This window comes from Pseudomonas laurylsulfatiphila (assembly GCF_002934665.1).
Classification (GTDB): domain Bacteria; phylum Pseudomonadota; class Gammaproteobacteria; order Pseudomonadales; family Pseudomonadaceae; genus Aquipseudomonas; species Aquipseudomonas laurylsulfatiphila.
In genome coordinates this window covers 98,631-124,988 of sequence record NZ_NIRS01000002.1, presented here as the reverse complement: position 1 = coordinate 124,988, position 26,358 = coordinate 98,631, and the positions used below count along the sequence as shown (strand labels likewise).

At 60.1% G+C, this 26,358-nt stretch carries 21 protein-coding genes and 1 pseudogene; 13 read left to right on the top strand and 9 right to left on the bottom strand.

Annotation, left to right across the window (positions count from 1 at the left end):
- Positions 1-199: 199 nt before the first annotated feature.
- The 9 genes from CD175_RS06440 to CD175_RS06400 all read left to right on the top strand — a co-directional run bounded on the left by CD175_RS06440 (position 200) and on the right by CD175_RS06400 (position 9,299).
- A complete protein-coding gene (locus CD175_RS06440) occupies positions 200-1,930 on the top strand; it encodes a multiheme c-type cytochrome (RefSeq protein WP_104448182.1) in 1,731 nt (576 codons plus the stop codon).
- Between the two features lie 49 nt (positions 1,931-1,979).
- Positions 1,980-2,657 carry a thermostable hemolysin gene (locus CD175_RS06435; protein ID WP_104448181.1) on the top strand — a complete coding sequence of 226 codons (678 nt, stop codon included), beginning with the start codon at positions 1,980-1,982 and terminating at the stop codon, positions 2,655-2,657.
- Complete coding sequence (locus CD175_RS06430) at positions 2,647-4,128, top strand: AMP-binding protein (RefSeq protein ID WP_104448180.1); 1,482 nt, start codon at positions 2,647-2,649, stop codon at positions 4,126-4,128. Before CD175_RS06435 ends, CD175_RS06430 begins: the two co-directional genes overlap by 11 nt.
- The gene (locus tag CD175_RS06425) at positions 4,125-4,799 is read left to right on the top strand and encodes an iron-containing redox enzyme family protein (RefSeq protein ID WP_104448179.1); all 675 of its coding nucleotides are present in this window, start codon (positions 4,125-4,127) and stop codon (positions 4,797-4,799) included. The genes CD175_RS06430 and CD175_RS06425 overlap by 4 nt, the downstream gene beginning before the upstream one ends.
- A complete protein-coding gene (locus tag CD175_RS06420; RefSeq protein WP_104448178.1) occupies positions 4,786-5,595 on the top strand; it encodes an SDR family oxidoreductase in 810 nt (269 codons plus the stop codon). Before CD175_RS06425 ends, CD175_RS06420 begins: the two co-directional genes overlap by 14 nt.
- Positions 5,592-6,236 (top strand): tetratricopeptide repeat protein, encoded by a 645-nt coding sequence (locus CD175_RS06415; RefSeq protein WP_104448177.1) that lies wholly within the window; start codon positions 5,592-5,594, stop codon positions 6,234-6,236. Before CD175_RS06420 ends, CD175_RS06415 begins: the two co-directional genes overlap by 4 nt.
- A gap of 11 nt (positions 6,237-6,247) precedes the next feature.
- Positions 6,248-6,910 carry a response regulator gene (locus CD175_RS06410; RefSeq protein WP_104448176.1) on the top strand — a complete coding sequence of 221 codons (663 nt, stop codon included), beginning with the start codon at positions 6,248-6,250 and terminating at the stop codon, positions 6,908-6,910.
- Positions 6,907-8,274 carry a sensor histidine kinase gene (locus CD175_RS06405; protein ID WP_104448175.1) on the top strand — a complete coding sequence of 456 codons (1,368 nt, stop codon included), beginning with the start codon at positions 6,907-6,909 and terminating at the stop codon, positions 8,272-8,274. Before CD175_RS06410 ends, CD175_RS06405 begins: the two co-directional genes overlap by 4 nt.
- A 323-nt stretch (positions 8,275-8,597) precedes the next feature.
- Complete coding sequence (locus CD175_RS06400; protein ID WP_104448174.1) at positions 8,598-9,299, top strand: response regulator; 702 nt, start codon at positions 8,598-8,600, stop codon at positions 9,297-9,299.
- Here the strand turns inward: CD175_RS06400 and CD175_RS06395 are convergent.
- The 4 genes from CD175_RS06395 to pdxR form a co-directional block, all read right to left on the bottom strand.
- Positions 9,296-10,783, bottom strand: a complete 1,488-nt coding sequence (locus CD175_RS06395; RefSeq protein WP_104448173.1) for a sensor histidine kinase — start codon at positions 10,781-10,783, stop codon at positions 9,296-9,298. The genes CD175_RS06400 and CD175_RS06395 overlap by 4 nt on opposite strands.
- 698 nt (positions 10,784-11,481) lie before the next feature.
- On the bottom strand, positions 11,482-12,747 hold the full coding sequence (locus tag CD175_RS06380; protein ID WP_104448170.1) for an MFS transporter: 1,266 nt from the start codon (positions 12,745-12,747) through the stop codon (positions 11,482-11,484).
- Between the two features lie 51 nt (positions 12,748-12,798).
- A complete protein-coding gene (locus tag CD175_RS06375) occupies positions 12,799-13,869 on the bottom strand; it encodes a sugar phosphate isomerase/epimerase family protein (protein ID WP_104448169.1) in 1,071 nt (356 codons plus the stop codon).
- A 112-nt stretch (positions 13,870-13,981) separates the two neighbouring features.
- A complete protein-coding gene (gene pdxR / locus CD175_RS06370; RefSeq protein ID WP_104448168.1) occupies positions 13,982-15,487 on the bottom strand; it encodes a MocR-like pyridoxine biosynthesis transcription factor PdxR in 1,506 nt (501 codons plus the stop codon).
- A gap of 330 nt (positions 15,488-15,817) precedes the next feature.
- Between pdxR and CD175_RS06365 the strand changes: the two genes are divergently transcribed.
- The 3 genes from CD175_RS06365 (at position 15,818) to CD175_RS06355 (ending at position 19,309) form a co-directional block, all read left to right on the top strand.
- On the top strand, positions 15,818-16,690 hold the full coding sequence (locus tag CD175_RS06365; protein ID WP_104448167.1) for a DNA/RNA non-specific endonuclease: 873 nt from the start codon (positions 15,818-15,820) through the stop codon (positions 16,688-16,690).
- 324 nt (positions 16,691-17,014) lie between these two features.
- Positions 17,015-18,361, top strand: coding sequence for a putrescine-ornithine antiporter (gene potE, locus CD175_RS06360; RefSeq protein WP_104448166.1), 1,347 nt, complete (start codon positions 17,015-17,017; stop codon positions 18,359-18,361).
- 42 nt (positions 18,362-18,403) lie between these two features.
- Positions 18,404-19,309 (top strand): amino acid ABC transporter substrate-binding protein, encoded by a 906-nt coding sequence (locus CD175_RS06355; protein WP_104448165.1) that lies wholly within the window; start codon positions 18,404-18,406, stop codon positions 19,307-19,309.
- A gap of 153 nt (positions 19,310-19,462) precedes the next feature.
- On the opposite strand, the gene CD175_RS06350 is transcribed toward CD175_RS06355, so the two are convergent.
- From CD175_RS06350 to CD175_RS06335, 5 genes and pseudogenes are all read right to left on the bottom strand, one after another.
- Positions 19,463-21,163 carry an aspartate:alanine exchanger family transporter gene (locus tag CD175_RS06350; protein ID WP_104448164.1) on the bottom strand — a complete coding sequence of 567 codons (1,701 nt, stop codon included), beginning with the start codon at positions 21,161-21,163 and terminating at the stop codon, positions 19,463-19,465.
- Between the two features lie 105 nt (positions 21,164-21,268).
- Positions 21,269-22,303, bottom strand: coding sequence for a methyl-accepting chemotaxis protein (locus CD175_RS06345; RefSeq protein ID WP_420849098.1), 1,035 nt, complete (start codon positions 22,301-22,303; stop codon positions 21,269-21,271).
- 252 nt (positions 22,304-22,555) lie between these two features.
- Positions 22,556-22,834 (bottom strand): annotated as a pseudogene (locus CD175_RS32055) (PAS domain-containing protein); the annotation flags it as partial.
- Positions 22,835-23,093: 259 nt separating this feature from the next.
- Entirely contained in the window at positions 23,094-23,630 is a 537-nt protein-coding gene (locus tag CD175_RS06340) for an AAA family ATPase (protein WP_104448826.1), read from the bottom strand.
- 590 nt (positions 23,631-24,220) lie between these two features.
- Positions 24,221-25,558: an MFS transporter gene (locus tag CD175_RS06335; protein ID WP_104448162.1), complete on the bottom strand. Its 1,338-nt coding sequence runs from the start codon at positions 25,556-25,558 to the stop codon at positions 24,221-24,223.
- Between the two features lie 217 nt (positions 25,559-25,775).
- Here CD175_RS06335 and CD175_RS06330 point away from each other — a divergent pair, with 217 nt between their 5' ends.
- Positions 25,776-26,342, top strand: a complete 567-nt coding sequence (locus CD175_RS06330; RefSeq protein ID WP_167399502.1) for a nucleotidyltransferase family protein — start codon at positions 25,776-25,778, stop codon at positions 26,340-26,342.
- Positions 26,343-26,358 lie beyond the last annotated feature (16 nt).

Here is a 26,358-nt window from a genome sequence, read left to right as displayed (position 1 = left end):
TATTTTGTTACAGCGATGGCAGGGTAATTGCTCAGTGAGCTTGTCCCGTTCATGAAAGGTGCAGCGGCGGCAAGCTGTGGAGCTGTAAGTACCCCATTGAGTGATTGCATGTAACCATCGGTTTGCATCACGAAATACCCCTTGGCTACTCAATAGAAGTACTGCAGTCCTCCTCTGCGAACCGTCCAGAGGAAATGCTATGAGCCACTCCAGATCAACGTGTGCACAGTTGGCGCTGCACGGGCTATCGGCCTTGATTGTTCTTTGGACGATCAGCGCCGGGTCTTACATGGCAATGTTCAACGTACCGCCAGGCGTCAAGCTGGCTATTGTCGACTTGAACATTTCCCTGGCGACATTGTTCATACCGTTGTTCCTGGCACTCAGGCCTCTGGCTCGCCGTATTTTGTTCTTCCTGGCCTGCCTGCTGACGGTGACGCTGGTGGCAGCCGACGAACCGCAGAGCAATAACAATCAGGGCAATGACAATCAGAGCAATGAGAAGTGGCTGGAGCCAGCACGCTCCAGGCTCATGCATGTGAATGGCGGGATGCCGTTCTTCCCTCACCGGGCCAATACCACCGGTAACCTGGTCTTGAATGTGAAGGACTTCGACAATGCCCAGGTCTGTGGCGCTTGCCATACGGAGATCTACAAGCAGTGGCGCTCGTCGATGATGTCCCAGGCCTGGGATGAACCCATCTATCGGGCCTTGCTCAAGCGTGCGAGTTCGGCTACCGAGGGCAAGGTCGATAACTTCTGCACCGGCTGCCATACGCCGATCGGTCTCACGACCGGGCAGATCACTTCGCAAGTCAACCGCTCCTCGGTTGAAGACAGCGCGAAGAACACTCCGATGCCCGGGGTCGATTGCGAAACCTGCCACAACATCAGTGCCCGCACGGGCCTGGACAATGGCGCCTATGTTCTGAGCCCTCGGGCACACGGTAAACCGACCAAGTTCGGCCCGCGCAAAGACGCCGTCTCGCCTTATCACGACACTGTGTATTCGGCTTTGCACACCCGCTCGGACTTTTGCGGCACCTGCCACAACGTCACGCACCCGTTCAGCAGCGTGGCGGTGGAGCGCACCTATGACGAATGGCAGGAGAGCACCTACAGCCTTAACGATGTCACCTGCCAGAGCTGCCACATGCCGGGTTTCAAGGGTAAGGCCGCGATCATGGGGCCGGATCGCGAGGAGGTCGCCTCGCATTGGTTCAGCGGGGCTAACGCGATGATGCTCAACCATCTCGGTCAGGATGAGGGCGCACAACGGGCTCGCAACATGCTCGCGCGCGCGGGGGAAATAACCTTCGAGCAATTGCCGGCAGCGATCGTTGCCGGGCAATACACCTCGGTCGCCGTCAAGGTTTCCAATGTCGGCGCAGGGCACAAGCTGCCGACCGGCTTTCCGGAGGGACGGGAGATGTGGATCGATTTCCGGGTGCAGGATGCCACGGGGCGCGAGATCTACCGACTGGGCTCGATCAAGGACGGCAAGACCGAAGTCAACACGCGAAATTTCAAGGTGCACATAGGCGACAAGGACGGCAACCCGCTTGACGTCGAGGTCTGGAATGCCACGCAAATTCTCTCGGACAACCGCATTCTGCCCAAGGGCTACGATATCGGGGAGTTCTCCTTCCTGGTGCCGGCCGACGCCGTCGGGCCGCTGACCCTGACGGCCGACCTGAACTACTGGCCGTTTTCGCAGAAGCTGGCCGACTACCTGCTCGGCAAGGACAAGGTGCAGGTGGAGATCACCCGGATGAGCAACGTCACGCAGAGCGTACCCCTGTCGACCAGCCTGCCGGTTGCCGGGGCGGATACGGGTGCAGTCTCGGCGCCCGGGCTGGCCCCGGTCCTGCAAGGTGACAATCAGAAGACCACTGATGCGAACCGTTTTGTCACCTTCAGACTTCGTTAAGAATTGTCTTTGATACTGCTCCCCCATTGATCCGGGGAGATGTTTTTCAATGTCCGCTTTCAACTGGAACGTTCAGTTGCCCCTGCGCTTTGGCTTGACCGAAGCACAGCAGATGCATCTTGTCAGGGCCTTGCCGGACGCCCCGCAAAGGTGTGTCTTCGAAGCCTTTATCCAGCAACGGTTTCGTCGGGCCCACGGTGCCGATGTTCGCCACTTCATGCCGGAGCTGTTTGGCATGAGCGATGCGTCCGGCACGCTTTGCGCGGTGGTTGGCGTGCGTCTGGCGAGCAGTGGACCGCTGTTTCTGGAAGGTTACCTGGATGAGGCGATCGATCCGCTGATCAGTGCCGCGGCCGACCACACCGTAAGCCGCTCAGCCATCGTCGAGGTCGGCAACCTGGCTGCCAGCGACACCGGCAGCGCGCGGATGAGCATCATCGCGATGACCTTCCTGCTGGCCATGGGGGGGCTGGAATGGGTCGCCTTTACCGGAAACGTGGGGCTGGTCAATAGCTTTCATCGCCTTGGCTTGAAGCCCGTGACCCTGTGTGCTGCCGATCCGGCGCGCCTGGGCGACGACCGCCACGCCTGGGGCAATTACTACGAAAGTAAGCCGTGGGTTCATTTCGGCAATATCCGCTCCGGGTTCATTCATTTGCGCAACATCGGCCTGTTCAGTCGCCTGGGCTTGCCGACCTCCATTGAAGGTGCCTGCCATGTCGCCTGAAATGGAGCATTTCAAACAGACCCTGCGTAATCATGCTGAGCAAAAAGCCATCGCCATTGCCCTGTGGGACGATCATCGCAAGCTCGACTACGCCACGCTCTATACCGAGGTCATTTATCGTCAGCAGCGCCTGCGTGATGAACGGGTCAGGGTGGTCGCCCTGGCCCTGGACAATGGTATCGAAGCCCTGCTCTGGGACCTGGCCGCGCTGTTCGAGGGGTTGACCTGCGTGGCCTTGCCGCCTTTTTTCAGTCCGGCGCAACGCAAGCATTGCCTGGAGCAGAGCCAGGCCGAGCACGTCATTGCCGAGCCGCCATTGCAGGACGAACTGCAAGCCGCTGGATATCTGAAGTGCGGCGAGTTCTGGCACCGCACGTTCAGTGGCCCGAACCGGATGCCTGAAGGCACCGCGAAGTTGACCTTCACCTCGGGCACCACAGGCACACCCAAGGGCGTGTGCTTGAGTGCCGACAGCATTCTGCGGGTCGCTCGCGAGCTGGATCTGGCCAGCCAACCCACCGACCCGCAACACCACCTGGCGCTGCTGCCGCTGGCCATTTTGCTGGAGAACATCGGTTGTTACGCCGCTGTGTATGCCGGGGCCACCTTGAGCCTGCCCAGCCAGAAAACCCTGGGGATTGCAGGCGCCAGCGGTGTGGAAGTGCCGAAACTATTGGGTTGCCTGGCCAGCCGCTCCCCCCAGAGCCTGGTCCTGGTGCCGCAGTTGTTGCTGATGCTGGTCGGTGCTGCCGAGCAGAAGGCTTTCGACCCACAGCACCTGCGTTTTGCCGCCGTGGGCGGTGCCCGGGTCAGTGAAGATCTACTGCATCGCGCTGAACGTGTGCGCATACCTGTCTATGAAGGTTACGGGTTGTCCGAGTGCGCATCGGTAGTGTGCCTCAATCGCCCGCAAGCTCGGCGCCCCGGCAGTGTCGGACGGCCATTGCCCCATGTGGAGATTCGCCTGGCAGATGACGGAGAAGTGCTGATCAAGGGTTCAACCTTGCTGGGCTATCTGGGAGAGGCGCCGCACACCGCGCAGTGGTGGCCCAGTGGCGATCTCGGCGAGTTCGACGCCGAAGGTTTTCTCTACCTCAAGGGACGCAAAAAGCATCAGTTCGTGACCAGTTTCGGGCGCAATGTGAATCCCGAGTGGGTGGAAGCCGAATTGACCCAGCGCGGGCCTGTCGCCCAGGCCTTCGTCTATGGCGAGGCGATGCCCCACAACCATGCGCTGCTGTGGCCGCATCGCCCGGATTGTACCGACGAACAACTGGCCGCCGCCGTGGCCCAGGCCAACGAGTCTTTACCCGAGTACGCCCAGGTCCGCCACTGGAGTCGGCTCGACCAACCCTTCAGTGCCACCAACGGTTTGCTCACCGCCAATGGCCGGCCCCGCCGTGACGCCATCATCGAGTGCTACCGGCGGCAATTGACCGAATCTGTATTTTCCGAGGAATCCGCACCATGAGCTTTTTTGACACGTTGCAACAAGCCACTGAGCAAGAACGCAATGAGCTGTTCAACCTGCCGATCATCCGTGATGCGCTGCAGGGCGACGTCAGCCTGGAAAGTTACCGGGCCTTTCTGGCACAGGCCTATTACCACGTACGCCATACCGTGCCGTTGATGATGGCCTGCGGGGCGCGCCTGCCATTGCGTCTGGAATGGCTGCGCGAAGCGGTCTGTGAATACATCGAGGACGAATATGGCCACGAACAATGGGTGCTCAATGACATTCAAGCCTGCGGCGGTGACAGGGACGCTGTACGGGACGGGCGCCCGTCATTGCCGATCGAATTGATGGTCAGTTTCCTCTACGACCTGATTGCCAGGGACAACCCGGTGGGACTGTTCGGCATGGTCAACGTGCTAGAAGGCACGAGCATCGCCTTGGCGACCCACGCCGCCGGCAGTATTCGCCAGCGCCTGGACTTGCCGGAAAGCGCCTTCAGCTACCTCAGTTCCCACGGTTCGCTGGATATCGAACATATGCAGACCTACCGTCGACTGATGGACACTCTGGATGACCCGCACGACCAGGCCGCCGTCATTCATGCCTCCAAAGTGGTGTACCGGCTCTACGCCGATATGTTTCGTGGCTTGCCGCGTAACGGGGAGAACCTGCATGCGCCTGTCTGAAGCCCGCGTCGTGTTGACCGGTGCCAGTGGCGGCATCGGCCTGGCCATCGCCACTGCACTGTGCGCCAGTGGTGCCCAGGTGCTGGCCGTGGCTCGTCATCGAGAGCCCCTGGTGCCGCTGCTTGAGCGATATCCCGATAATCTGTGTTGGATCCGTGCAGACCTGACGTTACTGTCCGACCGCGGTAAGGTGCTGATTCGGGCCCAGAGCGTCGGCGGAATCAACCTGTTGATCAATGCCGCCGGGGTCAACCATTTCGCCATGCTCGAACAACTCGACGACAGTGAAATCAATTCGATGCTCGCGGTGAACATCAGTGCGCCGATATGCCTGACAAAACTGATGCTGCCACTGCTCAAGCAAGCCGACAGTGCCATGGTGGTGAACGTCGGTTCGACCTATGGCTCCATTGGCTACCCCGGCTACGCCAGTTACTGCGCCACCAAGTTTGCCCTGCGCGGGTTCTCCGAAGCCCTGCGCCGAGAGCTGGCGGACACCCGGGTCAGTGTGCTTTACGTCGCCCCGCGAGCGACCCGTACCGGCATGAACAGCCCGGCAGCCCAAGCGCTCAATGATGCGCTCAAGGCCAATGTCGACGATCCGCAAACCGTGGCGGCCGCGGTGATTCACGCCATTGCCGGTGACCGTCGCGACTTGTACCTGGGCTGGCCCGAGCGTTTTTTTGTACGCCTGAACAGCTTCCTGCCCCATCTGGTGGACCGTGGGTTGCGCAAGCAATTGCCACTGATCCGCCGCCTGAGCCAGAAACCCGACCAGGAGAATCTCGAACCATGAAAAAGATCATCGCTTGCCTGTTGCTGAGCGCATTGAGCCAAAGTGTCTGGGCGCTGGATGCTGCCGACCAGCAGCGTCTCAACGGTATCCAGCAAAGCTGGGCGCACATTCAGTACGAGTTGCCCGAGGGACAACGCACTGCGGCTTTTGAAAAGCTGGCCGCCCAGGCTTCGAGCTTCAAGCAGGAACGCCAAACGGTGGCGGAGGCGTGGATCTGGTCTGGCATCGTCACCAGTAGCTGGGCGGGCGCCCAGGGAGGGCTGGGTGCGCTGAGCAAGGTCAAGGATGCCAAAGTCGATCTGGAAAAAGCCCTGGCCCTGGACCCCAAGGCCCTGCAAGGCTCTGCCTATACCAGTCTGGGGGCCCTGTATGACCGCGTACCGGGCTGGCCCATCGGTTTCGGCGATGCGGACAAGGCCGAGCAGTTGCTCAAGCTGGCATTGCAAATAAACCCCAACGGCATCGACAGCCTGTACTTCTGGGGCGATCACCTCTACCGTCAGAAGCGGTATGTCGAAGCCAGGGCAGCGTTGCAAAAAGCCTTGCAGGCAGCGCCCCGACCTGGCCGCGAGAGCGCTGATGCCGGGCGCCGCAAGGAGATCGAAGCGCTGTTGGTGGACGTGAACAAGAAACTCGGCTGACAGGAGACCCTGTGCGTTTATTACTCGTAGAGGATGACGTGGCGCTCGGCGAGGGCATTCATCAGGCCCTGCGCCGTGAAGGTTATACCGTCGACTGGTTGCAGGACGGCAACAGTGCCTTGCACTCGCTGCTCAGTGAAATCTTTGATCTGGCGGTGCTCGACCTTGGCCTGCCACGCATGGACGGTCTCGAAGTGCTCAGGCGCTTGCGTGACAGCGGCTCCAACCTGCCTGTGTTGATCCTGACGGCGCGCGATGCCACCGAAGACCGCATCGCCGGCCTGGATGCCGGCGCCGATGACTACCTGATCAAGCCTTTCGACCTGGCAGAATTGAAGGCGCGCCTGCGTGCGTTGCTTCGGCGCAGCGCCGGGCGTGGGCAATCGCTGATCGAGCACGCGGGTATCAGCCTGAACCCCGGCACCCAGCAAGTCAGCTACAAAGGCGAACCGGTGGCCCTGACACCCAAGGAATACCAGTTGCTCCACGAACTGCTCTCGCCACCGGGGCGGGTAATGACTCGCGATCATCTGATGCAGTTGCTGTACGGCTGGAGCGAGGAGGCCGAAAGCAACACGCTGGAAGTGCACATCCATCACCTGCGCAAGAAGCTCTCCACCGACCTGATTCGCACCGTCCGCGGTATCGGTTATCTGGTGGAGGAGCGTCGATGACCTCGATCCGGCGTCGCACCCTGACCCTGATCATTGGCCTGATGCTCGCAGGTCTGGCGGTGATCAGCGTGCTGAACCTGCACGACAGCAACCATGAAATTGCCGAAGTCTATGATGCCCAACTGGCCCAGAATGCTCGCCTGCTGCAAGGCGTCATGCGTATGCCCATGGTGAGCAAGGATCACGCAGACCTGTACCAGGCTTTCAACCAGGCCTTGAACGAGGCGACGCCCAGGGACGAGGGGCATCCGTATGAAACGAAGATTGCGTTTCAGGTCTGGAATGCCAGGAGTGAAGTGCTGGTACATACCGCCAGTTCTCCGTCCTTCAGCCAACCCCCGGTCACACCAGGCTTCAGCGACGTCGTCGACCTGAACAACCGGCATTGGCGGGCCTTCCTGCTTGAAGACAAGCAGAACAACCTGCGGATCTGGGTGGGCGAACGGGACGATGTGCGAATGGACCTGGTGGACCGCATCGTACGCCACACCTTGTGGCCTAATATTCTGGGGAGCTTGATACTGGCCGCCATGCTCTGGCTGGCCATCGGTTGGGGATTGAAACCGCTGGTCAACATGGCTGCAACACTGCGCGCGAGGCACCCCGGTTCACTCGAACCCCTGCAATTGACACCGCTGCCTACGGAGCTTGAGCCGATGCAGGCGGCCCTTAACCGTATGCTTGCGCAGATTCAGGAAGTCATGGGACGTGAGCGACGTTTTATCGCCGATGCCGCCCACGAAATGCGCACCCCCCTGGCCGTGCTCAGGGTGCATGCGCAGAACCTGATGGAAGCGGGGAGCGAAGGGGAGCGTCGTGCGTCGCTTGAGCACTTGATTGCCGGAGTGGACCGTACCAGCCGGCTGGTTAATCAATTGCTCACGATGGCCCGTATCGAGCCTAAAGCAGGCGCGCAACCGCCTGTACCTGTCGATCTGGCAGCCACGGTTCGCGACAGCCTGGTCCAATTGACGCCCTGGTTGTTGAGCAAGGACCTTGAACTGGTTTTCGATGTCAGCGACGACATCGGCCTTGCGAGGGTCGACCCTGCGGCCATCGACATTGCCTTGAACAACCTGGTCACCAACGCGGCGAACTTCTCCCCCCGGCACGGAGTGATCACGGTAAAACTGGTCGAAAAGAGCAAGGGCTACGAACTGTCTGTCGAAGATGAGGGACCTGGTATCGATGAGCAGGATCGTGATCGGCTTTTCGAGCGTTTCTACAGTCGCGCAAATGATCAGGGGGCAGGGTTGGGGCTGACCATCGTCAAGGCCATTGCGGTTCGCCTGGGTGGACAGATCAAACTGGAGAACCGCATTGCTGGCGGGTTACGCGCCACGTTGGAAATTTGTCGCGTTTGACGTCGGGCCTGGTTATGCCGGGTGCTTTGGTCGCCTGTACCCAAGTGTTGCAGGGCGACTGCTGGTCGGATTGAAGACGGATCCGGATTTTATGAAGGTTTCAGTTTTTTTGTATGCTCAAACCCATTTAAAACAAAGCGTTGAAATAGAAATATAAAGTGCTTTGTAAGATTTTTTACTTGTTCAGGTTCTGATTGCATCCGACCTAAGTCGAATATCCGGACGACTGGAGCCCGGTACATACGACTGATGACCGGCGGCTTCACGGGTTCCCTGCTATTAATCAATGTGTATCCGAATGCTTATTCTTGCGGGAGCGTCTCATGAGTCCATTCATTCGCATCGGCATTGCCGACGATCACCCGATGTTGCGTGAGGGTGTGGCCAATACGTTGAGAAAACGGGCGGATCTTCAGGTCGTGGAGCAAGGTTCCAATGCGCAGGATGCCATGGATATTGCGCAGAAGGAGCGTCCGGACGTGATGTTGATGGACGTCAATATGCCGGGTGACGTGTTCGCCGCGGTGCGCTTCATTTCCACACAGCTGTCGGATGTGAGGGTGCTGATGCTGACCGTTTCGGAGTCCGAGGATGATGCCTTCCTGGCACTGGAGGCCGGGGCACGCGGGTATGTATTGAAAGGTGTCAGCGGGCCGGAACTGGTGCTGGCGATCAGGACGGTTGCCAAGGGTGAGTCGTATATCACCCCCGAGTTTGCCAACAAACTGCTGAGCAACATCAAGAAGCACGAAGCGGAAACCCGCAAGTTCGATCTGACCCACCGCGAGGAAGAGGTCATTCGTGAAGTGTCCAAGGGGCTGACCAACAGGGAAGTGGCGGACAAGCTGTTGATCAGCGAAAAAACCGTCAAGCACCACATGGGCTGTGTGATGCAGAAGCTGAACGCGCGAAATCGAGTCGAAGCGGTCACGGCTCTGCGCCACTACCGGGAGCGCGAAGCTATCGGCCACCTTCACATCGGCGCGGCGAAAGCGCCAATGGATGCCGAAGCGGCGCCTGACTAGAGTTTGAACTGTGCATTGACCGACGTACCCGTGTCGCAGGAGTCGATGCTGAACAACCCGCCCAGCGATTCGACGCGATAACGCAAACCGGCGAGTCCCAATCGGGTTCTACCGGATTTCTCGAGCTGCATCGCGTCCGCGGCCATGCCTGGGCCACTGTCCCTGACGCTGATGTTCAATACGCCATCGATGTACTTCGCCAGGATGACCTGGCCCTCGCCGTTGGCGTGCCGGTAAGCGTTGTTGAGGGCTTCTTGCACAAACCGGTACAAACAGAGTTTGAGCGGCAATGGCGCGGCCTTGGGTAGCTGCCCCAGGGTCAATGTGACCTTGGTGCCAGTGCGTTGCTCGTGCCGTTGCGCCACCAGTTGCAACTCTTCCACCAGGCTCACGTCGTTGATTTCCGGAAGTGCCAGGCCTCGTGATAAATCGCGGACCTCACGCAATGCGTCGGTGGCGGCGGCACGGATGGTTTCCAGCGATTCCTGATCGACCGCCGTGCAGTTTTCGGCCACGTCGTCGAGCCGGATCAGAATCAAGGTCAATAGCTGCGCGGGCCCATCGTGCAGGTCTGCGCCAATGCGCCTCAAGGTGAGCTCGTTGACTCGGGAAAACTCCTGGGTAGCCGTTGCCATCTTGTGCTGGAGTTCAGCATTGCTGATGTGCAAACGGGTTTGTTCGATCAGCCGCAAGTGCAGTGCCACCTGCTGTTGCTGGATAATCTTGTCGCCGCGTCGCACGATGAAGAAAAGCAGGGTCAGCATGGCCAGTGTCGCGGCGCCGACGACCCCCCATACCTCTTCCCGAACCCGATTGATCTCGCGCCTGAGGCTGTCGGCCTTTTCATAGAATTCGCCCACCGCGATGATTTTCCCGGAGCGCGAATCCCGCAGGGGCGCGTAGATTTCATAGAGCGGGACGTTGAGCTGGCGCTCGAACACGTTCTCATCCTGGGTCAGTTCTTGAAGATCGGTGACCACTTTGCCCTTGAGTGCCTCGGTGATCTCATCCAGCGGGAATTGAACGTTAGTGATGTCTTTGTTCGTGCTGTAGACCACCGTGCCATCTGCTCGCCAGATTTTGATCGAGACAATGTGCTGTTTCAGCGAACGACTTTCCGTGAGGCGGTCCAGGGACTGGATACTTGCAGCCGATAAGGTGTTGTCCTGGCTCAACTCCTGCACAAAGGGCTCCAGAAACGTATCCATGTACTGAGCGCCTGCTTCTGCTGCGCTATGTACCGCGGCACTTTCTATGCGCACGCTCACCAGATTGCCGACGAAAAACATGGTCAGCCCCAGGATCACCGCAGCGGCAATGACAAACTGGGTCGAGTGACTCAGCTTGCGCGCCCGGCCCCTGATCCATGTACGCCAGAGGCCATTGCGATTCACATCGCCAACAGGGGCTGGTTCGTCCTGCGCCTCGGCTTGCCGCGCGGTGAACGTCTGGTTTTCGGATTCCGCTTTTGCATTTTTTGCCATAGGTCCGGTTCCCTGATCATCGAGACAGGTCGGTTGCAAACCCGGCAGTTCAACGCCCATCTGGAGATTGACGCCAAGCCTATGACTGACAGTAGATCACTGCATGACGATCCGACAGCTTCACGGGTGGAATACCCGCCACATCTGATGCTGGCGTCGGTGCGGCGGTAACCGGGAGGCACCGGTTACCGCCGCACGGCGTTGCATTGCAACACGTATAAAGCTGGCTCCTACAGTTTTCAGCGTGGGCGCAGTCCTTTGTAGGAGCTGGCTCGTCAGCGATGGTCGTTAACGATAACGCGGGTGAACTGGATAAACGCGGCGCACTGGAGTCCATCGCCAGCAGGCTGGCTCCTACAGTTTTAGCGTGGGCACGGTCCTTTGTAGGAGCTGGCCTGCCAGCGATGGTCGTTAACGATAACGCGGGTGACCTGGTTAAACGCGGCGCATTCAAGTCCATCGCCAGCAGGCTGGCTCCTACAGTTTTAGCGTAGGCATGGTCCTTTGTAGGAGCTGGCTTGCCAGCGATGGTCGTTAACGATAACGCGGGTGAACTGGATAAACGCGGCGCACTGGAGTCCATCGCCAGCAGGCTGGCTCCTACAGTTTTAGCGTGGGCACGGTCCTTTGTAGGAGCTGGCTTGCCAGCGATGGTCGTTAACGATAACGGGTATGAACTGGGTAAACCCGGCCTATGTTCAGGCTTGCGCGGCGCTGAGCTCACCAGTGACCGTGGCGTTCTTGCGCACCGCTTGATACAGCAGGCTCGACACCATGAATCCGATAATGGCTAGCAGGCTCATCAACGAGAAGACGTAGTTGTAGCCTTGTTGACCCGGGAAGTGGTCGAGTATCGCGCCATAGATGACGTAGGCAAACATGCCCGGCGCATAGCCGATCAGGCAACCAATGCCAAAGGCCGAGCCCGTGATGTGCTGGGGAATGCCGACTTCACCCATCGGTGCCCAGAACACACCGCGCATGGAAAACACGATCAGCGCGAAGGAGAGGGTGGCCGCCATGCCTGCGTAGATGAAACCCGGGCTTTTCGGGATGAGCATGATGACGCCCATCAGCGGCAACAACGCCAGGAAGGCCCACTTCAGATAACGACTGGAACTCTTGAACTGCTTGTCGGCAATGAAGCCACCAGCGGGGCCACCGAGGATCTTGAGGAAGTACTGGTTGATGATCCCGTAAGCGCCCACCAGGGCCACGGGCAGTTCGTACATGTCCTTGAGGTAGGGAATGAAATAGGTCAGGCCGCAGTAGACGATGTAGACCATGAACACGTTGAGGCTGACCAGCCAGATGCCCGGCACCTTGATCGCCTCGAGCAGGTTCGACAGTCCGTTCTTCGGCTTGACGGTCGACTGGGTTTTGCCGCTCTTGAGCAGCAGCCAGGTCAGGGTGCCGGCAAGAATGTCGATGACCGAATAGAACAGGATCGCCGACTTCAAGCCGTTTTCACCGGAGCCCATGGCGACGAAGACGCCCAGCGCAGAGAACGCGACCAGGGTATCAATGACGCCACGCCCGCCTTCGAGCAGGCCGAACAGGCGCCCCTGTTCCTTATCGTCACCCAGGTTGCGGATGGCCTTGAGCAGCGAAGGCCAGAAGATGCAGTCGGCACACACGGCCAGCAGGCAGAACACAACCAGCAGATTGCTGAAGGGCGGAAAGGTCGCCAGGTAAAGCCCCAGGCCGCCGGTACCGATCAGGCCGAGGGGGATCAGCTTGCGCGTGTCGTACCGGTCGCCGAGCATGCCGCCCACCACGAACAGCGCGGTGGCGATGATGGCGTTGGCGCTCAGCAGCACGCCGATTTCAGTGTGGGACAGCCCCATGAATTCCTGCATGGGGATGTAGAAGGCATCTTTGAGATTCGCCAGCTTGTAGATGGTGCCGCCACCGAGGATGAGAATCAGGAATCTGAGCCATTTGGCCTTGTCATGGGATGTCATTATTGTTCTCCAGGCGTATTGGGGTAGGCAGTGCCGCTCGGCACGTCAGGTTCAGGCGTCAGCGCAATGGGCCAGGGTCAACTCGGCCAGGGTTCGGAACTCGGCCAGCAGACCTCGTACATAGGCGACCTGGTTGTTTGCCCAACGGTGTTCATCGGCCAGCATTCGCTCCAGCGAGAAGCCTTGCGGCAGCGCTGTTTCACTCATTTCCCGGTACGCAATGAACGGGTCGGTGGCTTCGTCGAGCTGGCGGAACGCCGGTGCCACGTAGTGGTTTTCCTGCTCGAGAATGAAGGCGATCACTTGCGGGGTTGATTCGCCGAGCATCAGCAGTTCGAACAGCATGCGTGCGTTGGGCAGGTCGTCTTCGTCACTGCCTTGCAGCACGCCGTAATGCCCGAAGCCGTTTTGCTCAGGCACGATGCGCACACCCTTGAGGTGGGCCTGGCGTATGTGCGGGGCCAGGGCGCGCAGTGCCGCAAGGGGCTGCTCGCAGGCGTTGATCATGTTGCCGAAGTCGAACAGGGCGTGCAGGCGCGGGTGGTTCAGCCGGCTCAGCAGTTGCGCGATCTCGCCGCTCTTGAGTTCCTCGTGCTGCTCGAAGTCGAAGAACAGGTCGTGTTTGTCTGCCTGTTGCGCGAGGTAGTGCAGGTCGGACTCGATCACGTCCATGACCCGGGACAGTGCCCCTTCGTAGCGTGAGTAGACACGGATGTTGCGGGTGCCCAGCGCCTTGGCAATGGCGATTACTTGATCGATATCTTTTTTCAGGGTGCTGCTGATTTCCAGATGCACGTCCAGCCCGAGGGCATTGGCCTTGGCCGCGAAGGCCTGAAGCTGCGCGTCTGTCATTTGACTCAGGCTGTTTTCCTCACCGTCGAGCAGGTGCAGGCTCAGGCCCTGGAGTTCGTGGCGATAGGCGAAGTCCAGCAGGTCGCCAGGGGTGACACGGCCGTGGGTCAGGTTGGTCAGCAAGGGGTAGGCATGGGCAAACAGGCGCAGTTGCCCAAGTCGGTCGAGCAACTGGCGCGCCAGTGCCTCGGTCAGTAGCGGGGGAGCCTCGGCCTCGACAGCCTTATGGCTGAGCAAGGCGTTGAATCGTTCCTGGATCTTATTGTTCATTCGAGTCGTTCCTGGTTCAGACACCGGGTCTACCGGCGCAGCCTTTATCGCGCCAGTCAGGAACTCTCGATAGATCCATTATCAGTTAAATCATAAGACCACTTGCCCGGCGTCAAGTGGCCGGTTGTAGGTAGCCCATTTTGTCCAGGGCCTGGGCCAGCGCTTCGACCCGCGCCTGGGCCTGGTCCTCGGGGGTGCTGGCAAAGCCGATCAGCAGCGCCGGCGGCAAGACGTGCTCCAGGCAATAGTCGCTCAGGGGATAGGTGTGAATGCCATGCTGGCCGAGCTCCCTGGCCAGGGCGTCGTCGTCGAGATGCGCGGGTAACCAGGCGATCAGGTGCATGCCGGCTTCCACCGGGGTGATCCTGAAGAAAGTCCCCAGCTGTTTCTGCAGCTGTTCGACCAGCGCCTGCTGGCGAGCCTGGTACAGGGCGCGCATGCGGCGAATATGGCCGAGGAAGTGGCCTTCGCGCATGAAGTCCGCCGTGACGGCCTGAAGCAGGGTGGGCGGGCTGCGATCCATCACCGCCCGCAGGGTGCAGAAGGGTTCGACCAGGGCGTTCGGCAGTATCACGTACCCCAGTCGCAGCGAGGGGAAGAGCACCTTGCTGAAGGTCCCGGCATAGATGACCCGGGCCCACTGGTCCATGGCATAGAGTGCCGGCAAGGGGCGGCCGTTGTAGCGAAACTCACTGTCGCAATCGTCCTCGATGATCCAGCTTTGATTCTGCGCGGCCCAGTCGATGAGTTCCTGGCGTCGCCCATAACTCATGGTGACGCCCAGGGGATGCTGGCGAGAAGGCGTGGTAAACACCAGGCGGGCGTCAGGACACAACGCCAGGCCTTGCCGGACATCGATCCCCTGTTCGTCGATACGCAACGGCACGACCTGGCCACCCTGGGCCTGGAGCGCAATGCGCGCCGCGATATGCCCCGGATCTTCCATCCAGAAACTGTCCTGTGGATTGAGCAAGAGCATACCCAGCAGGTTGAAGGCTTGCTGGGCGCCGGACACGATGACCACCTGCTCGGCACTGCAATCAATGCCGCGGGCATCGAAGACGTACTCGGCAATCGCCTCGCGCAGGGCCAGCAACCCCTGCAGTTCGCCATAGCCGAGCATGGCCTTGGTCGGCTTGTGCAGGTGGCGGTTCAACAGGCGCTTCCAGACCGATTGCGGGAACGCATCGTAGGCGCTGTGACTGGGCAGGAACGACGTCGGGCTGCCGGTCGCCCAGTCGGCATAGGAAACGCCGCGAAAATGATCGCTGCGCAACGACAGCATCGACTGGCTCAGGTCGGACAGGCGAGGCGGCTGGCGCGGGTGCTCGTCATCAATGCCGCGGCCTTCCCATTCATGGCCGACGTAAGTCCCGGCCCCGGTCCGCGACGTCAGGAAGCCTTCGGCAATCAGTTGATCGAACGCATTGAGAATGCTGATTCGCGACAGCTCAAGCTCCTTGCTCAGGGTCCGCGTGGACGGCAGACGCACGCCGCCCTGAAGCCTGCCACTGAGAATCTGTTTGCGAATCTGCAAGTAGAGTTGGCGGTACAAGGGGATGGAACTGGCACGGTCCAGCTCGATACGCGACAACAGCAAACCTGCGGAGGATTTCATTTTTCGTTCGTCTGGATGGAATGTGGTCTGGCCTGAATCGCTGTCAGGCACCCGGATGCGAAAGGGTAGCGAGGGGTGCTGGATATGTCATCCACCCCGGCGTCACAATAGCAAGAGTGCCGGGTGCGGCATTGCACTAACCGGTTTTGTCATGGTCCATAACCCCCGCACGACCCTCAGCGGTCGAACCGACCGGCCCCGCATCGGTCATTTGATCAAGGACAGTGAAAGCATGCTCGCCGCCACATAATCAGCCCCCCCCTCCACCCGGCTCCGTGAATCGGGACTCGCCGTACGTTTACCCCTCAATTCCTTTCGAAGATTTAACTCATGCACCTACGCAAAATTGCAGTTGGGCTGTCGGCCCTTGTTTTGCTCTCGCCCGGGGCGCAAGCCCGCAGTCTGCTGGACCTCCTCAAGCCACCCGCCGCGCAACACGAACAAGCGTCCCGCTCAGGCTCGATCAGCCAGAGCGCGGCCCTGGACCTCTACTCAAGCAAACAGAAACAGGCCTCGTTCGATGGCTGTGCAGAGCTGTTCCCGGCAGCGAAACCGATCAACACCGCCACTGTGCCTGCATCCATGAAACCCCTGGCATTGTGTTCCGACAATTTCGCGGTGCTGTACTCGCAAACCAGCAAGACTCCGCTGGTGGTGGTCGAACGCCTGAATGCGGCCCAGTTGCGGGATGCCAAAGGGGAGGAGCGTACCAACCAGTTCTACCCGGACCCACGCATTCCCAAGGGTGGGCGTGCAGAGTTGAGCGACTACCGCAGCCAGCATCCGGCCGTGGACCGTGGCCATCAATCCCCGGCAGCCGATGCACCGAACCCCAAGGCAATGGCCCAATCCTTTGCGCTGTCGAACATGGTGCCGCAAGACCCGACCAACAACCGCAAGATCTGGAGCAAGGTCGAGTCGGATGTCAGGAAGTTTGCCACGCGAGCCGATGGCAACGTGTTTGTCTTTACCGGCCCACTCTTCGATCCAGGCCACTCGACCATCGGCGACAACCAGGTCTGGGTGCCGACGCGCCTGTTCAAGCTGGTGTACGACGCTTCGTCCAAACGTGCCTGGGCCTACGTACTGCCCAATGCTGAAACCCGTATCCAGAAGCCGATGGACTACGACACTTTCGTGAAGAGCACCGGGCTCAAATTGCTTGGGAACCTGCCCGTTACAGGTTCCGCAGGGCGCACCTGACGGCTGGATGAGCAGCACCCCACAGGTTGGACGCAACCTATGGGGTGTTTCATTCAGCAAGAAGTAACAGATTGTAAATTTGAACTATACCCAATAGGGCAATCGCTCCTGGCCCCGGGACATGATGCCTCCACAGATATTCGTCCCAGGAACCTCAACGTCGGACAGACCGAGAAATTCTGGTGATGAACGCTTTGAAAATCCCTGCCAGCAATGCGGTGCGTTTACAGGTTCAAGGTCTGATCAAGCATTAGCCCTGTCCGGCCGCGTACTGCACGTCGCCAGGCCCAGGTTCAAAACTCTGAACAAGGCAAGGAGTTTGCGATGGCTGATTCAAGCAAGAAAATGAGCCTGATGGGGCTCACGACGCTGGTAACGGTCAACATGATGGGCTCGGGCATCATCATGTTGCCCACCAACATGGCTCAACTGGGTGCGGTCTCGCTGCTGTCATGGATCTTCACGGCGATCGGTTCGATGGCCATTGCTTACTGCTTTGCCCAATGCGGAGTCTTCTGTTCGCGTTCCGGCGGCTTGTCCGCCTACACCGAAGAAGCCCATGCGAAGTCGGGGTTTTTCCTCTGCTCCTATCTGTACTTCCTGTCCCTGGCCATCGCCAACGTGGCCGTGGCCATTTCCGCGGTGGGCTACATGACGGCCTTCGTGCCCTGGCTGGGCACGGGGGCCATTCCACTGTGCATCGGCACGATCTCGTTGATCTGGCTGACCACCTTCGCCAATTTCGGTGGCCCGGGCATCACCGGCAAGATCGGCGCGTTCACGGTGTGGGGCGTGATCATTCCGGTCGCGGGCCTGAGCATCATCGGCTGGTTCTGGTTCAAGCCCGATGTGCTGGCCGCCGCCTGGAACCCCAACAGCCTGCCGATTTCAGAAGCCATCAGCAAAGCCATCCCCCTGACCCTGTGGGCCTTCCTGGGCATGGAGTCGGCGGCCCAGGCCACCGATGCCGTGGAAAACCCCAAGCGCAACGTGCCGCTGGCCTGCCTGTTCGGCACCCTCGGTGCCGCCGTGGTCTATGTGCTGTCGACCACCGTCATCCAGGGCATCATTCCCAACGCCGAACTGGCCAAGTCCTCGGCGCCTTTCGCGCTGGTCTACGCCACGATATTCAGTCCGATGGTGGGCAATATCGTCATGGCCCTGGCGGTCATGGCCTGCGTCGGCTCGCTGTTGGGCTGGCAATTCACCCTGGCGCAAACGGCGAAGATGACGGCTGACCAGAACCTGTTCCTCAAGCTGTTCAGCAAGGTCAACTCGATGAATGCGCCTGTCGTCGGCATGATCGTCTGTGGCGTGTTGCAAACCCTCATGGCCCTGTCGACCATCTCGCCCGACGCCGCCGCGCAGTTCAGCAAGCTGGTCAGCCTGGCGGCGGTCACCAACCTGATCCCCTACATCACTGCGTTGACCGGCCTGCTGGTGATCATGCACAAGGCCGGGGTCTCATCAGCGATTCGCACGCGTAACGTGGTGGTCTTGCTGATTGCCGTCACGTACTCCCTGTACGCCCTGTATGCCTGCGGCAAGGACGCAGTGATGGGCGGCACCCTGGTACTCGCTGTCGGCTACCTGCTCTACGGATTCCTCGCCAAGCGCTTCACCGAAGTGCCAGCGGCCAGCCAGGCCAGGCCTGCAAACCCTCAGGCGTAGCCATCAGGACTGCACAGACATCTGCATACGGGGAAACCGGACATGAACGTACCATTTGCCACAACCACCAGACTGCTGCTTGCCTTCGCACTCTTGACGCTGCCGCTGGTGGCCGGCGCCAACACCCTTGAACGCGTACGCAGCAGCCACACCTTTACCCTGGGCTACTTGCCGGACCTGGCACCCTTCAGCAAGCAGGAAGGCGACAAGGCCAGCGGTTACGCCATCGACCTGTGCCTGAAAGTCGCCGACAAGCTCAAGAGCGAGCTGGGCCTGCCCGACCTGCAAGTGCACTACCAGCCGGTCACGGTTGCGGACCAGGTCAGTGCCGTGAGCCAGGGCAAGGTGGATATCCTCTGCACGCCGACCGCGCCCACCCTGGAACGGCGCAAGATGATCAGCTACTCCATACCGGTCTACACCGCCGGTCTCTCGGTCGTGGTGCGCAAGGACGCTGGCGAGCCGTTGCTCAAGGTGCTCAACGGCGAGGTCGCCTACAACGGACCGACCTGGCGTGCCAGCATCAACAATGGCCTGTCCAACCAGACCTACGCGACCCTCGAGGGCGGGGTGACCGAAGACTGGATTCGCGAACGCATGCGCCTGCTCAACGTGATCGCCTCGCTGGTGACCGTGGCCAACAATGACGAGGGCGTCAAACTGGTCGCCGAGGGCAAGGCCGATGCCTTCTTCTCCGAACGCATGCTGCTGCGAAATGAAGTCGCCAAGGGAGGTGCGGCGCAGAACCTGATGATCCTGGACCGCATTTTCGAGTACTCGCCGGTAGCGATGATGGTCGATCGCAACGACGAAGACTTCCGCTTGCTGGTCGATACGGCCCTGAGTGAAGCCTATTACTCGGGCTTTGTGGAGAAGGCCTACGACCAGTATCTGGGCGGGAGCAACCTTACCGTGAAGAGACTGTTCAGGGTGTATGCATTGCCCTGATGGGTTTTGTAGGAGCGAGCTTGCTCGCGATGGTCGTTAACGAAAACGCGTGTTTACTGGCTAAACGCAGCGTCTTTGAGTCCATCGCGAGCAAGCTCGCTCCTACAGTGAGCGGCATCACGCCTGCAGGCGGCATCGGATTAATGGTCAGCATCAATTGGCGAAGACCATGGCGAAGTAGCCGAGGACTGTCAGCAGGATTCCCGAGACTGCAAAGGCTACCGGAAAACCAACCCAGGGCACGTTGCTGCCGATCTCCGCCGCGGCTTCCAGGCACGGTCCGGAATGACTGCGGGCGCCGGCCATGCCGCCCATCAATACGGCCGGGTTGATCTTCATCACGTGATAGCCGACCACCCAGACGGCGAACGGCGGCAGCATGCAGCCGACGAAGCCTACCAGGAAGATCTGCACGGCGAGCGTCCCCGTCAATTGCGCGAGCAGGGTGGCGCCGGCATTGATCCCGACAATGGCAACGAACACCAGCAGGCCCATGTCCTCAAGGATGTTGCGCGCGGCGTTCGGCGTATTGCCGAAGAAGCGCAGGCGCGAGGACAGTGACGAGACGATGATGCCTGACACCATCAGGCCGCCGGCGCTACCGAGGCCCACAGAAGCGCCAAAGGCGGGGAACTGGATAAGGCCGATCAGCAGCCCCAGGGTCATTCCGGCAAACAGTGTCAACAAATCGGTCATGCTGCTGGGACGGGCGATGACGCCAAACAACTCGCCCGCGCGTTGCACGGCGCCGGACAGGCCGGTGACGAAAAGCACGTCGCGACGTTGCAACGAAGTCTCCGGGCCGACGGGTAGCGGTACACCGCCGCGCTGGATGCGAGTCAACTGAAGCTGCCCGGCCAGGTCCAGCGCTCGGAACTCCTTGAGCTTCTTGCCGATGACGGCTTTCTCGGTCACCAGGATCTCCGCGTGGTCCAGGGGTACGGCGAGTGCCCTGGCGTCATCGACCTCCGGGCCGATCAGGCCGATGTTGGCCGTCAGCCCCTTGCGTGTACTGCCTAGGGTAATCACATCGCCCAACTGCAGCTGGATGCCGGGATCGGCGCCTGTCGATTCATCGTCGCGGTGCACATTGACGATGCGGTATTCCGGGTATCGAGCGAGAAATTCGCGGATGGTGAGGCCGGCAGTCGTGGGGTTTTCCAGGCGGTAGGCGCGCAAGCCAAAGGCCTTGTCTGCGGTCAGGCCATCGTCCTCGAGATCATGCATCCCATGCTGTTCCTCATAGGCACGGGCTGCCGCTTTCGCATCGACACCCCACCAGCGCGGCATGTATTTGCACATCAGTACGATGCCGATGGTGCCCCAGATGTAGGTAATGCCATAGGACAGGGTAATCATCGCCGACACCCCCTCGACCGTGTCGCCCGGTGCGAGGTGCACGGCACCCGAGGCAACCGCCTGTTCCGCCGAGCCGATGGCGGATGACATGGTCGTGGCCCCGGCGAGGATTCCGCCCGCCGCGCCAGTCGGCAAATTGAAAAGACGCGTACCCAGGACCACCACGGCCAGACTGACCACACTGCAAATGACCGCAAGGACAGTGAACTTCAGCCCGTCATCCTTCAGGCTATTGAGGAAGGAAGGACCGACGCGCAACCCGACCCCGTACATGAACAGGTAGTAGAAGAGGTTCATGGTGAACGTGTCGAGCTTGAACGTGATGCCATAGAGGGAGGCGGCGATGGCTACGCCACAGCCGACCACGATGGCGCCTCCGACTGTACCCAACCCATAACCCTTAATGGTGAAGCGGCCGATCAGCACCGCCAGGCTCACCACCAGGAACAGCAACATGTAGGGGTTGGCATTGAGAAACGCGAAGAGTGCCTGCACGGATTGATTCCCCCATTTTCGCTACGTTAATGCCTGATGGCAGGAAAGCTTCAGGCAGTAGCGTAGCGTGTGAATCCAAACGGGGTTGACCGATCCTTGCAGGTGCTAACGGTTAAAACGCTCGGCCAGGCTGTGCAGGTAGTCGGCCATGACTTCAAGATCCTGGCTGATCGCGGCGCCTTGTTTGGCCTGCCCGGCGCTGTGATCACAGAGTTGGGCAATACGCGTGATCTGCTGATTGATGTCTTCAGCCACATGACTTTGCTCTTCAGACGCCGAGGCCATCTGCTGGCTCATCCCGGTAATCCGGGTGACCGCCTGACTGATGCCGATCAGCGCCGACTGCACCGCCTCGACACGCTGCATGCTTTCGCGGGAAATCTGCTCGCCACGGCTGGCCGTTGACACTGCGCGATCGGCACCGTCGTACAGCGAAGCAATGATGCCGTGGATCTGTTCGGTGGAGGTGCGAGTGCGTTGTGCCAGGGAACGCACTTCATCGGCAACCACGGCAAAACCGCGACCTTGCTCACCGGCCCGGGCCGCCTCGATCGCCGCATTGAGCGCCAGCAGGTTGGTCTGTTCGGCAATCGACGTGATGACATCCACGACACTGCCGATCGATTGCGTTTCACTGGCCAGTGCGTTGACCGCCTTACCGATCTCGTTGACCGCCTCATGCATGGTTTCCATGGCGCTCAGGCTTTGCCGGGCCAGCTCACTGCCCTCACGCGTCAACTGGTCAGCCTCCGATGCGGCATGCGCGGTGCTGATGACGTTCTGGGTGACTTCCTGGATGGTGGCGGCCATCTGTGAGATGGCGGCGGCTGACTGATCGGTTTCACTGCGCTGACGATCCAGCGACTGCGCCTGCGAACCGGAGAGTTCGGATGACTGCGCGGCCTTGGCCTTGACATTGACCCCGGCATCGACAAGTCGGCTCAGGGCGGTCTGCAAGCGCGCTTCCTCACTGACCATGGCCATGTCCAGACGACCCTGGGGACCATGGTTGTCGCTGTAGGTGAGCGCGACCAATGGATCGGAAAAGGCTTTCGGATGCTCGGCCAGGGTACGCTCGATAGCTCTGCGATGCCGGGAGTCGATCAGGTACCAGGCCATACACAGGCTCGCCACCAACAGCCCCTGTGCCGCCGCATTGGGCAGCCACTGCTCGGCGAGCAATGAAACTGCGCCAGTGATCAGCAACGGCCAGCCGTGTTGCAGCGGCCGGGAAATCCGCGTGCTCAGCGAAACGATGGGCTTGCCGGCCCGCATCCGTGCATAGAGTGCTGCTGCCCGACGAACCTGGTCGCGGCTGGGCAGTGAACGAACAGACTCGTAACCACTCAGGCGTCCGTTTTCATGAATGGGCGTGACGTAGGCACTGACCCAATAGAAATCACCATTTTTCGCGCGGTTTTTCACAATACCCATCCAGGGTTTGCCTTGCTTGATGGTGTGCCACATGTGAATGAACACCCCGGGAGGCATGTCGGGGTGTCGAACCAGGTTATGGGGCTGGCCCACCAACTCGTCGTAGGTGAAACCGCTGATGGCAACAAAGGCCTCATTGCAGTAGGTGATCCGGCTATCGAGATCGGTCGTGGAGATCAATCGTTGTTCGGCGGGAAATACTCTTTCATGCTCGGTTACGGGTAAATTCACGCGCATACGATGCGGCCCCTCGGATTATTATTATGATGTTGAGCCTGTAAACCAGAACGGGCCCGTCGTCAGATCACGGGATTCAACGCGTGCGGGCCCGAAGAGGAATTTATGGAGGGGGGAGGTTGACGGAGATTCATTCGACGACAATTTCTTTTCATTTCATGACAAGTCCACGATGTCGCTGTGGAATCATGCGTGACGTCGAATTGAGTCGGTTTCGGGGCGCGAGGCATGACCTCGGGTGACGGATGTCGTCGCCCCTCTATTCAAGGCAGGTTCCAGGCATTGCGGGCAAGCCATGGAGAAAGGCGGCAATCTGCTGGCTATTGCGCAAATGCACCACGGGAATCCGCGGGCCCATGGCCAGGCGCACCGCTTCGATACCCGGGCGGTAGCCTCGATCAAAATTCCACACGAACTCAAGGAACGTCAGGAACGCCCGGTCGAGCTTCTCTGCGCAGCCGGCTGCAAGGTCAGGGCGAGGACGGTTCATGAGGCTGCGCAGGATCACCCGGGCGAAGCAGGTGAGTCGCGGCGTATCGAGCCAGATGATCAGGTCGGCCCGGGGCAGGCGCAGGTCGAAGGTGCGCCGGGCATAGTTGCCTTCACAAATCCAGCTATCCGCTGCGATTGCTGCGCTAACCCGCGTGCGGAACTGTTCCGCGTCGGGTTCGACCCAGCCGGGCTCCCAGAACAAGGTATCGAGGTGCACCACGGGCAGGCCCAGACGCTTGCCGAGGGCGCGGGCGAGGGTGGATTTGCCGCTGCCGGCATTGCCCAGAATAACAATCCGTTGCACGAGTGACGTCCTGTCGAAAAAAAGATTCTTTACGCATTCCCGGGGAACTACTGTAGGAGCCAGCCTGCTGGCGATGGACTCAAGCGCGCCGCGTTCATCCAGATTACCCGCGTTATCGTTAACGACCATCGCTGGCAGGCCAGCTCCCACAGGGGACTATGCCCACACTGGGAAACTGTAGGAGCCAGCTTGCTGGCGATGGACTCCAGTGCGCCGCGTTTATCCAGATCACCTGCGTTATCGTTAACGACCATCGCTGGCAAGCCAGCTCCTACAGGAGCCGCGTTTATCCAGTTCACCCGCGTTATCGTTGACGACCATCGCTGGCAGGCCAGCTCCTACAGGAGCCGCGTTTATCCAGTTCACCCGCGTTATCGTTGACGACCATCGCTGGCAGGCCAGCTCCTACATGGGACCGCGTTTATCAAGGTCACACGCGTAATCGTTAACGACCATCGCTGGCAAGCCAGCGGCCTCCAAACCAGTGAAAGCCCCAAAAACAGCCGGCAATTGTGCAGGGTTTTGCTGGCCAGTCAAAGGCCGCAGAGGGAAACCTCGTTGACATGACGGCTGCCGGCTCGTTTCGTGTGTCAGGCGGATGCACCTACGCCTTCGGCTTTCTCCTGCGCCACCACGTCATGCAGGGAAATCCTCGAGGTTTCCGGCAATGCCAGTCCACCCGCCAATGCAAGCAATGCGATCGCGATCAGGTAGAACGCCGGCGACAGGTTGCTGCCGGTGGTGCTGATCAGCCACGTCGCCACCAGCGGCGCGGTGCCGCCGAACAGGGTGTACGCCATGTTGTAGGTGATGGCCGAGGCGGTGTATCGAGTGCGGGTCGGGAAGGTTTCCGAGAGCAAGGCCGCCGTCACCACGCCACACAACACCGCGCCAATCGCCAGGAGCATTACGCCGACGACGGACGCTGCGAACGAGCCGGAGCTGGCCATCAGGAACGATGGATACACGACAACGATCAACAGTGCGCAGGCCGTCATCACCGTCATGCGACGCCCGACCCGATCCGAATACAGTCCGGCCAGCGGGCAGATCGCCGCGGCGAACAGCAATGCAATCAGTGACACCAGCAACGCGGTTGCGCGACTCAGGCCACCGGCGACTTGCAGGTAAGTCGCGAAATAGGTGGTGAACATATAAAACGACAGGGCGGTCAGTGACACGAAGGCACCCAGGCAACAGATCGCCGCCCCATGGTTGCGCAAGGTGTCCTTGAGCGGCGAGTGGGCGACCGCATGTTCCTGGGTCACCGCCTGGAATGCCGGCGTCTCGTCGAGCTTCCAGCGCAAGTAAAGCCCCACCAGGCCCAGTGGCGCAGCAATCAGGAACGGCAGGCGCCACCCCCAACTGCCCATGGCTTCGGCCGACAATGACGCCTCGAGCGCGTAGGCCACCACGGCTGCCGCGGCGAAGGCGGAAAATGTCGACACCGGAATGAAGCTGCCGTACCAGGCACGTTTGTCGCTCGGTGCATGCTCCATCAGGTAGGCACAGGCACCTGCGTATTCGCCCCCGGCCGAAAAGCCCTGGGCGCAACGGATCAGCGACAGCAGAATCGGCGCCATGACTCCGATCGCCGCATAAGTGGGCAGCAGACCGATCAGGGTCGTCGCACCTGCCATCAGCAGAATGGTCATCGCCAGGGTTCGCTTGCGGCCGATCCGGTCGCCCAGCATGCCGAAGAAAATCCCGCCAAGGGGCCGAAACGCGAAGGCCACGGCGAACACCGCAAAGGTCTTGAGCAGCGCCGCACTGGCATCGCCGCTGGGGAAAAATTGCTGGGCGATGGTCGTGGCCAGAAAGCCATAGACGGCAAAGTCGAACCACTCGACGAAATTGCCGATGCCGGCGGCGACGATCACTCTTCTCAGTGTTCCCGGGCTGACTTGTTCCATATTTGCGCTCGTCATGCTTGACCTCGACAGTTCGTCAGTAAGCTATCGATTATCGGGGCAGGCACGGCGGCGGCTCACTTCAAAAGTGTCATCCACATAGTCAGCACCGACTTCATAGCCTTGAATGACCCATGATTGGCGCCAGATCGGCCGTGCCGTGTTTTTCGTGAATTTGTAAAGCAGCGGGGGTATTGTCGGTCGCCAGGATCAGATCGATAGGGAAGGGATGAAGATGACATTGACTGCCGAAAGCCTGGTCAGGATCGCAATGACCAATCCGGTCAACGCACAAATTTACACACGCTTGCCCGAGCTCGGCTTGAACCAATGCATGCTCACGGCCGGTTGCCTGTTCCAGGCCGTCTGGAATCATCAGTCGCAGCGACCGCCAGAATGGGGCGTGAAGGATTACGACGTCTTTTACTTCGATGACGATCTGTCCTGGGAGGCAGAGAATGAGGTCATCCAGTCAGCCCGGCATCTGTTCAACGACCTCGACGTGAACGTTGAGGTCAAGAATCAGGCGCGCGTTCACCTGTGGTACAGCCAACGGTTCGGCGGGGATTATCCCAGGCTTCAGTCTGCCCGAGACGGGATCGACCGCTACCTGGTTGCCGGTACCTGCATAGGTTGGGATGTCGCCACCGGCGAGGTCTATGCCCCCAACGGCCTAGCCGACACAGAGCAAGGGTTGCTTCGAATCAATCCAGGGAATCCCAGGCCGGACTTGTTCGATCAGAAGGCCAGGAGTTATCAGGCTCGCTGGCCGTGGCTCAGGATCATCGCGCCGCACAGTTGAAGGCAAGCAGCTGAAC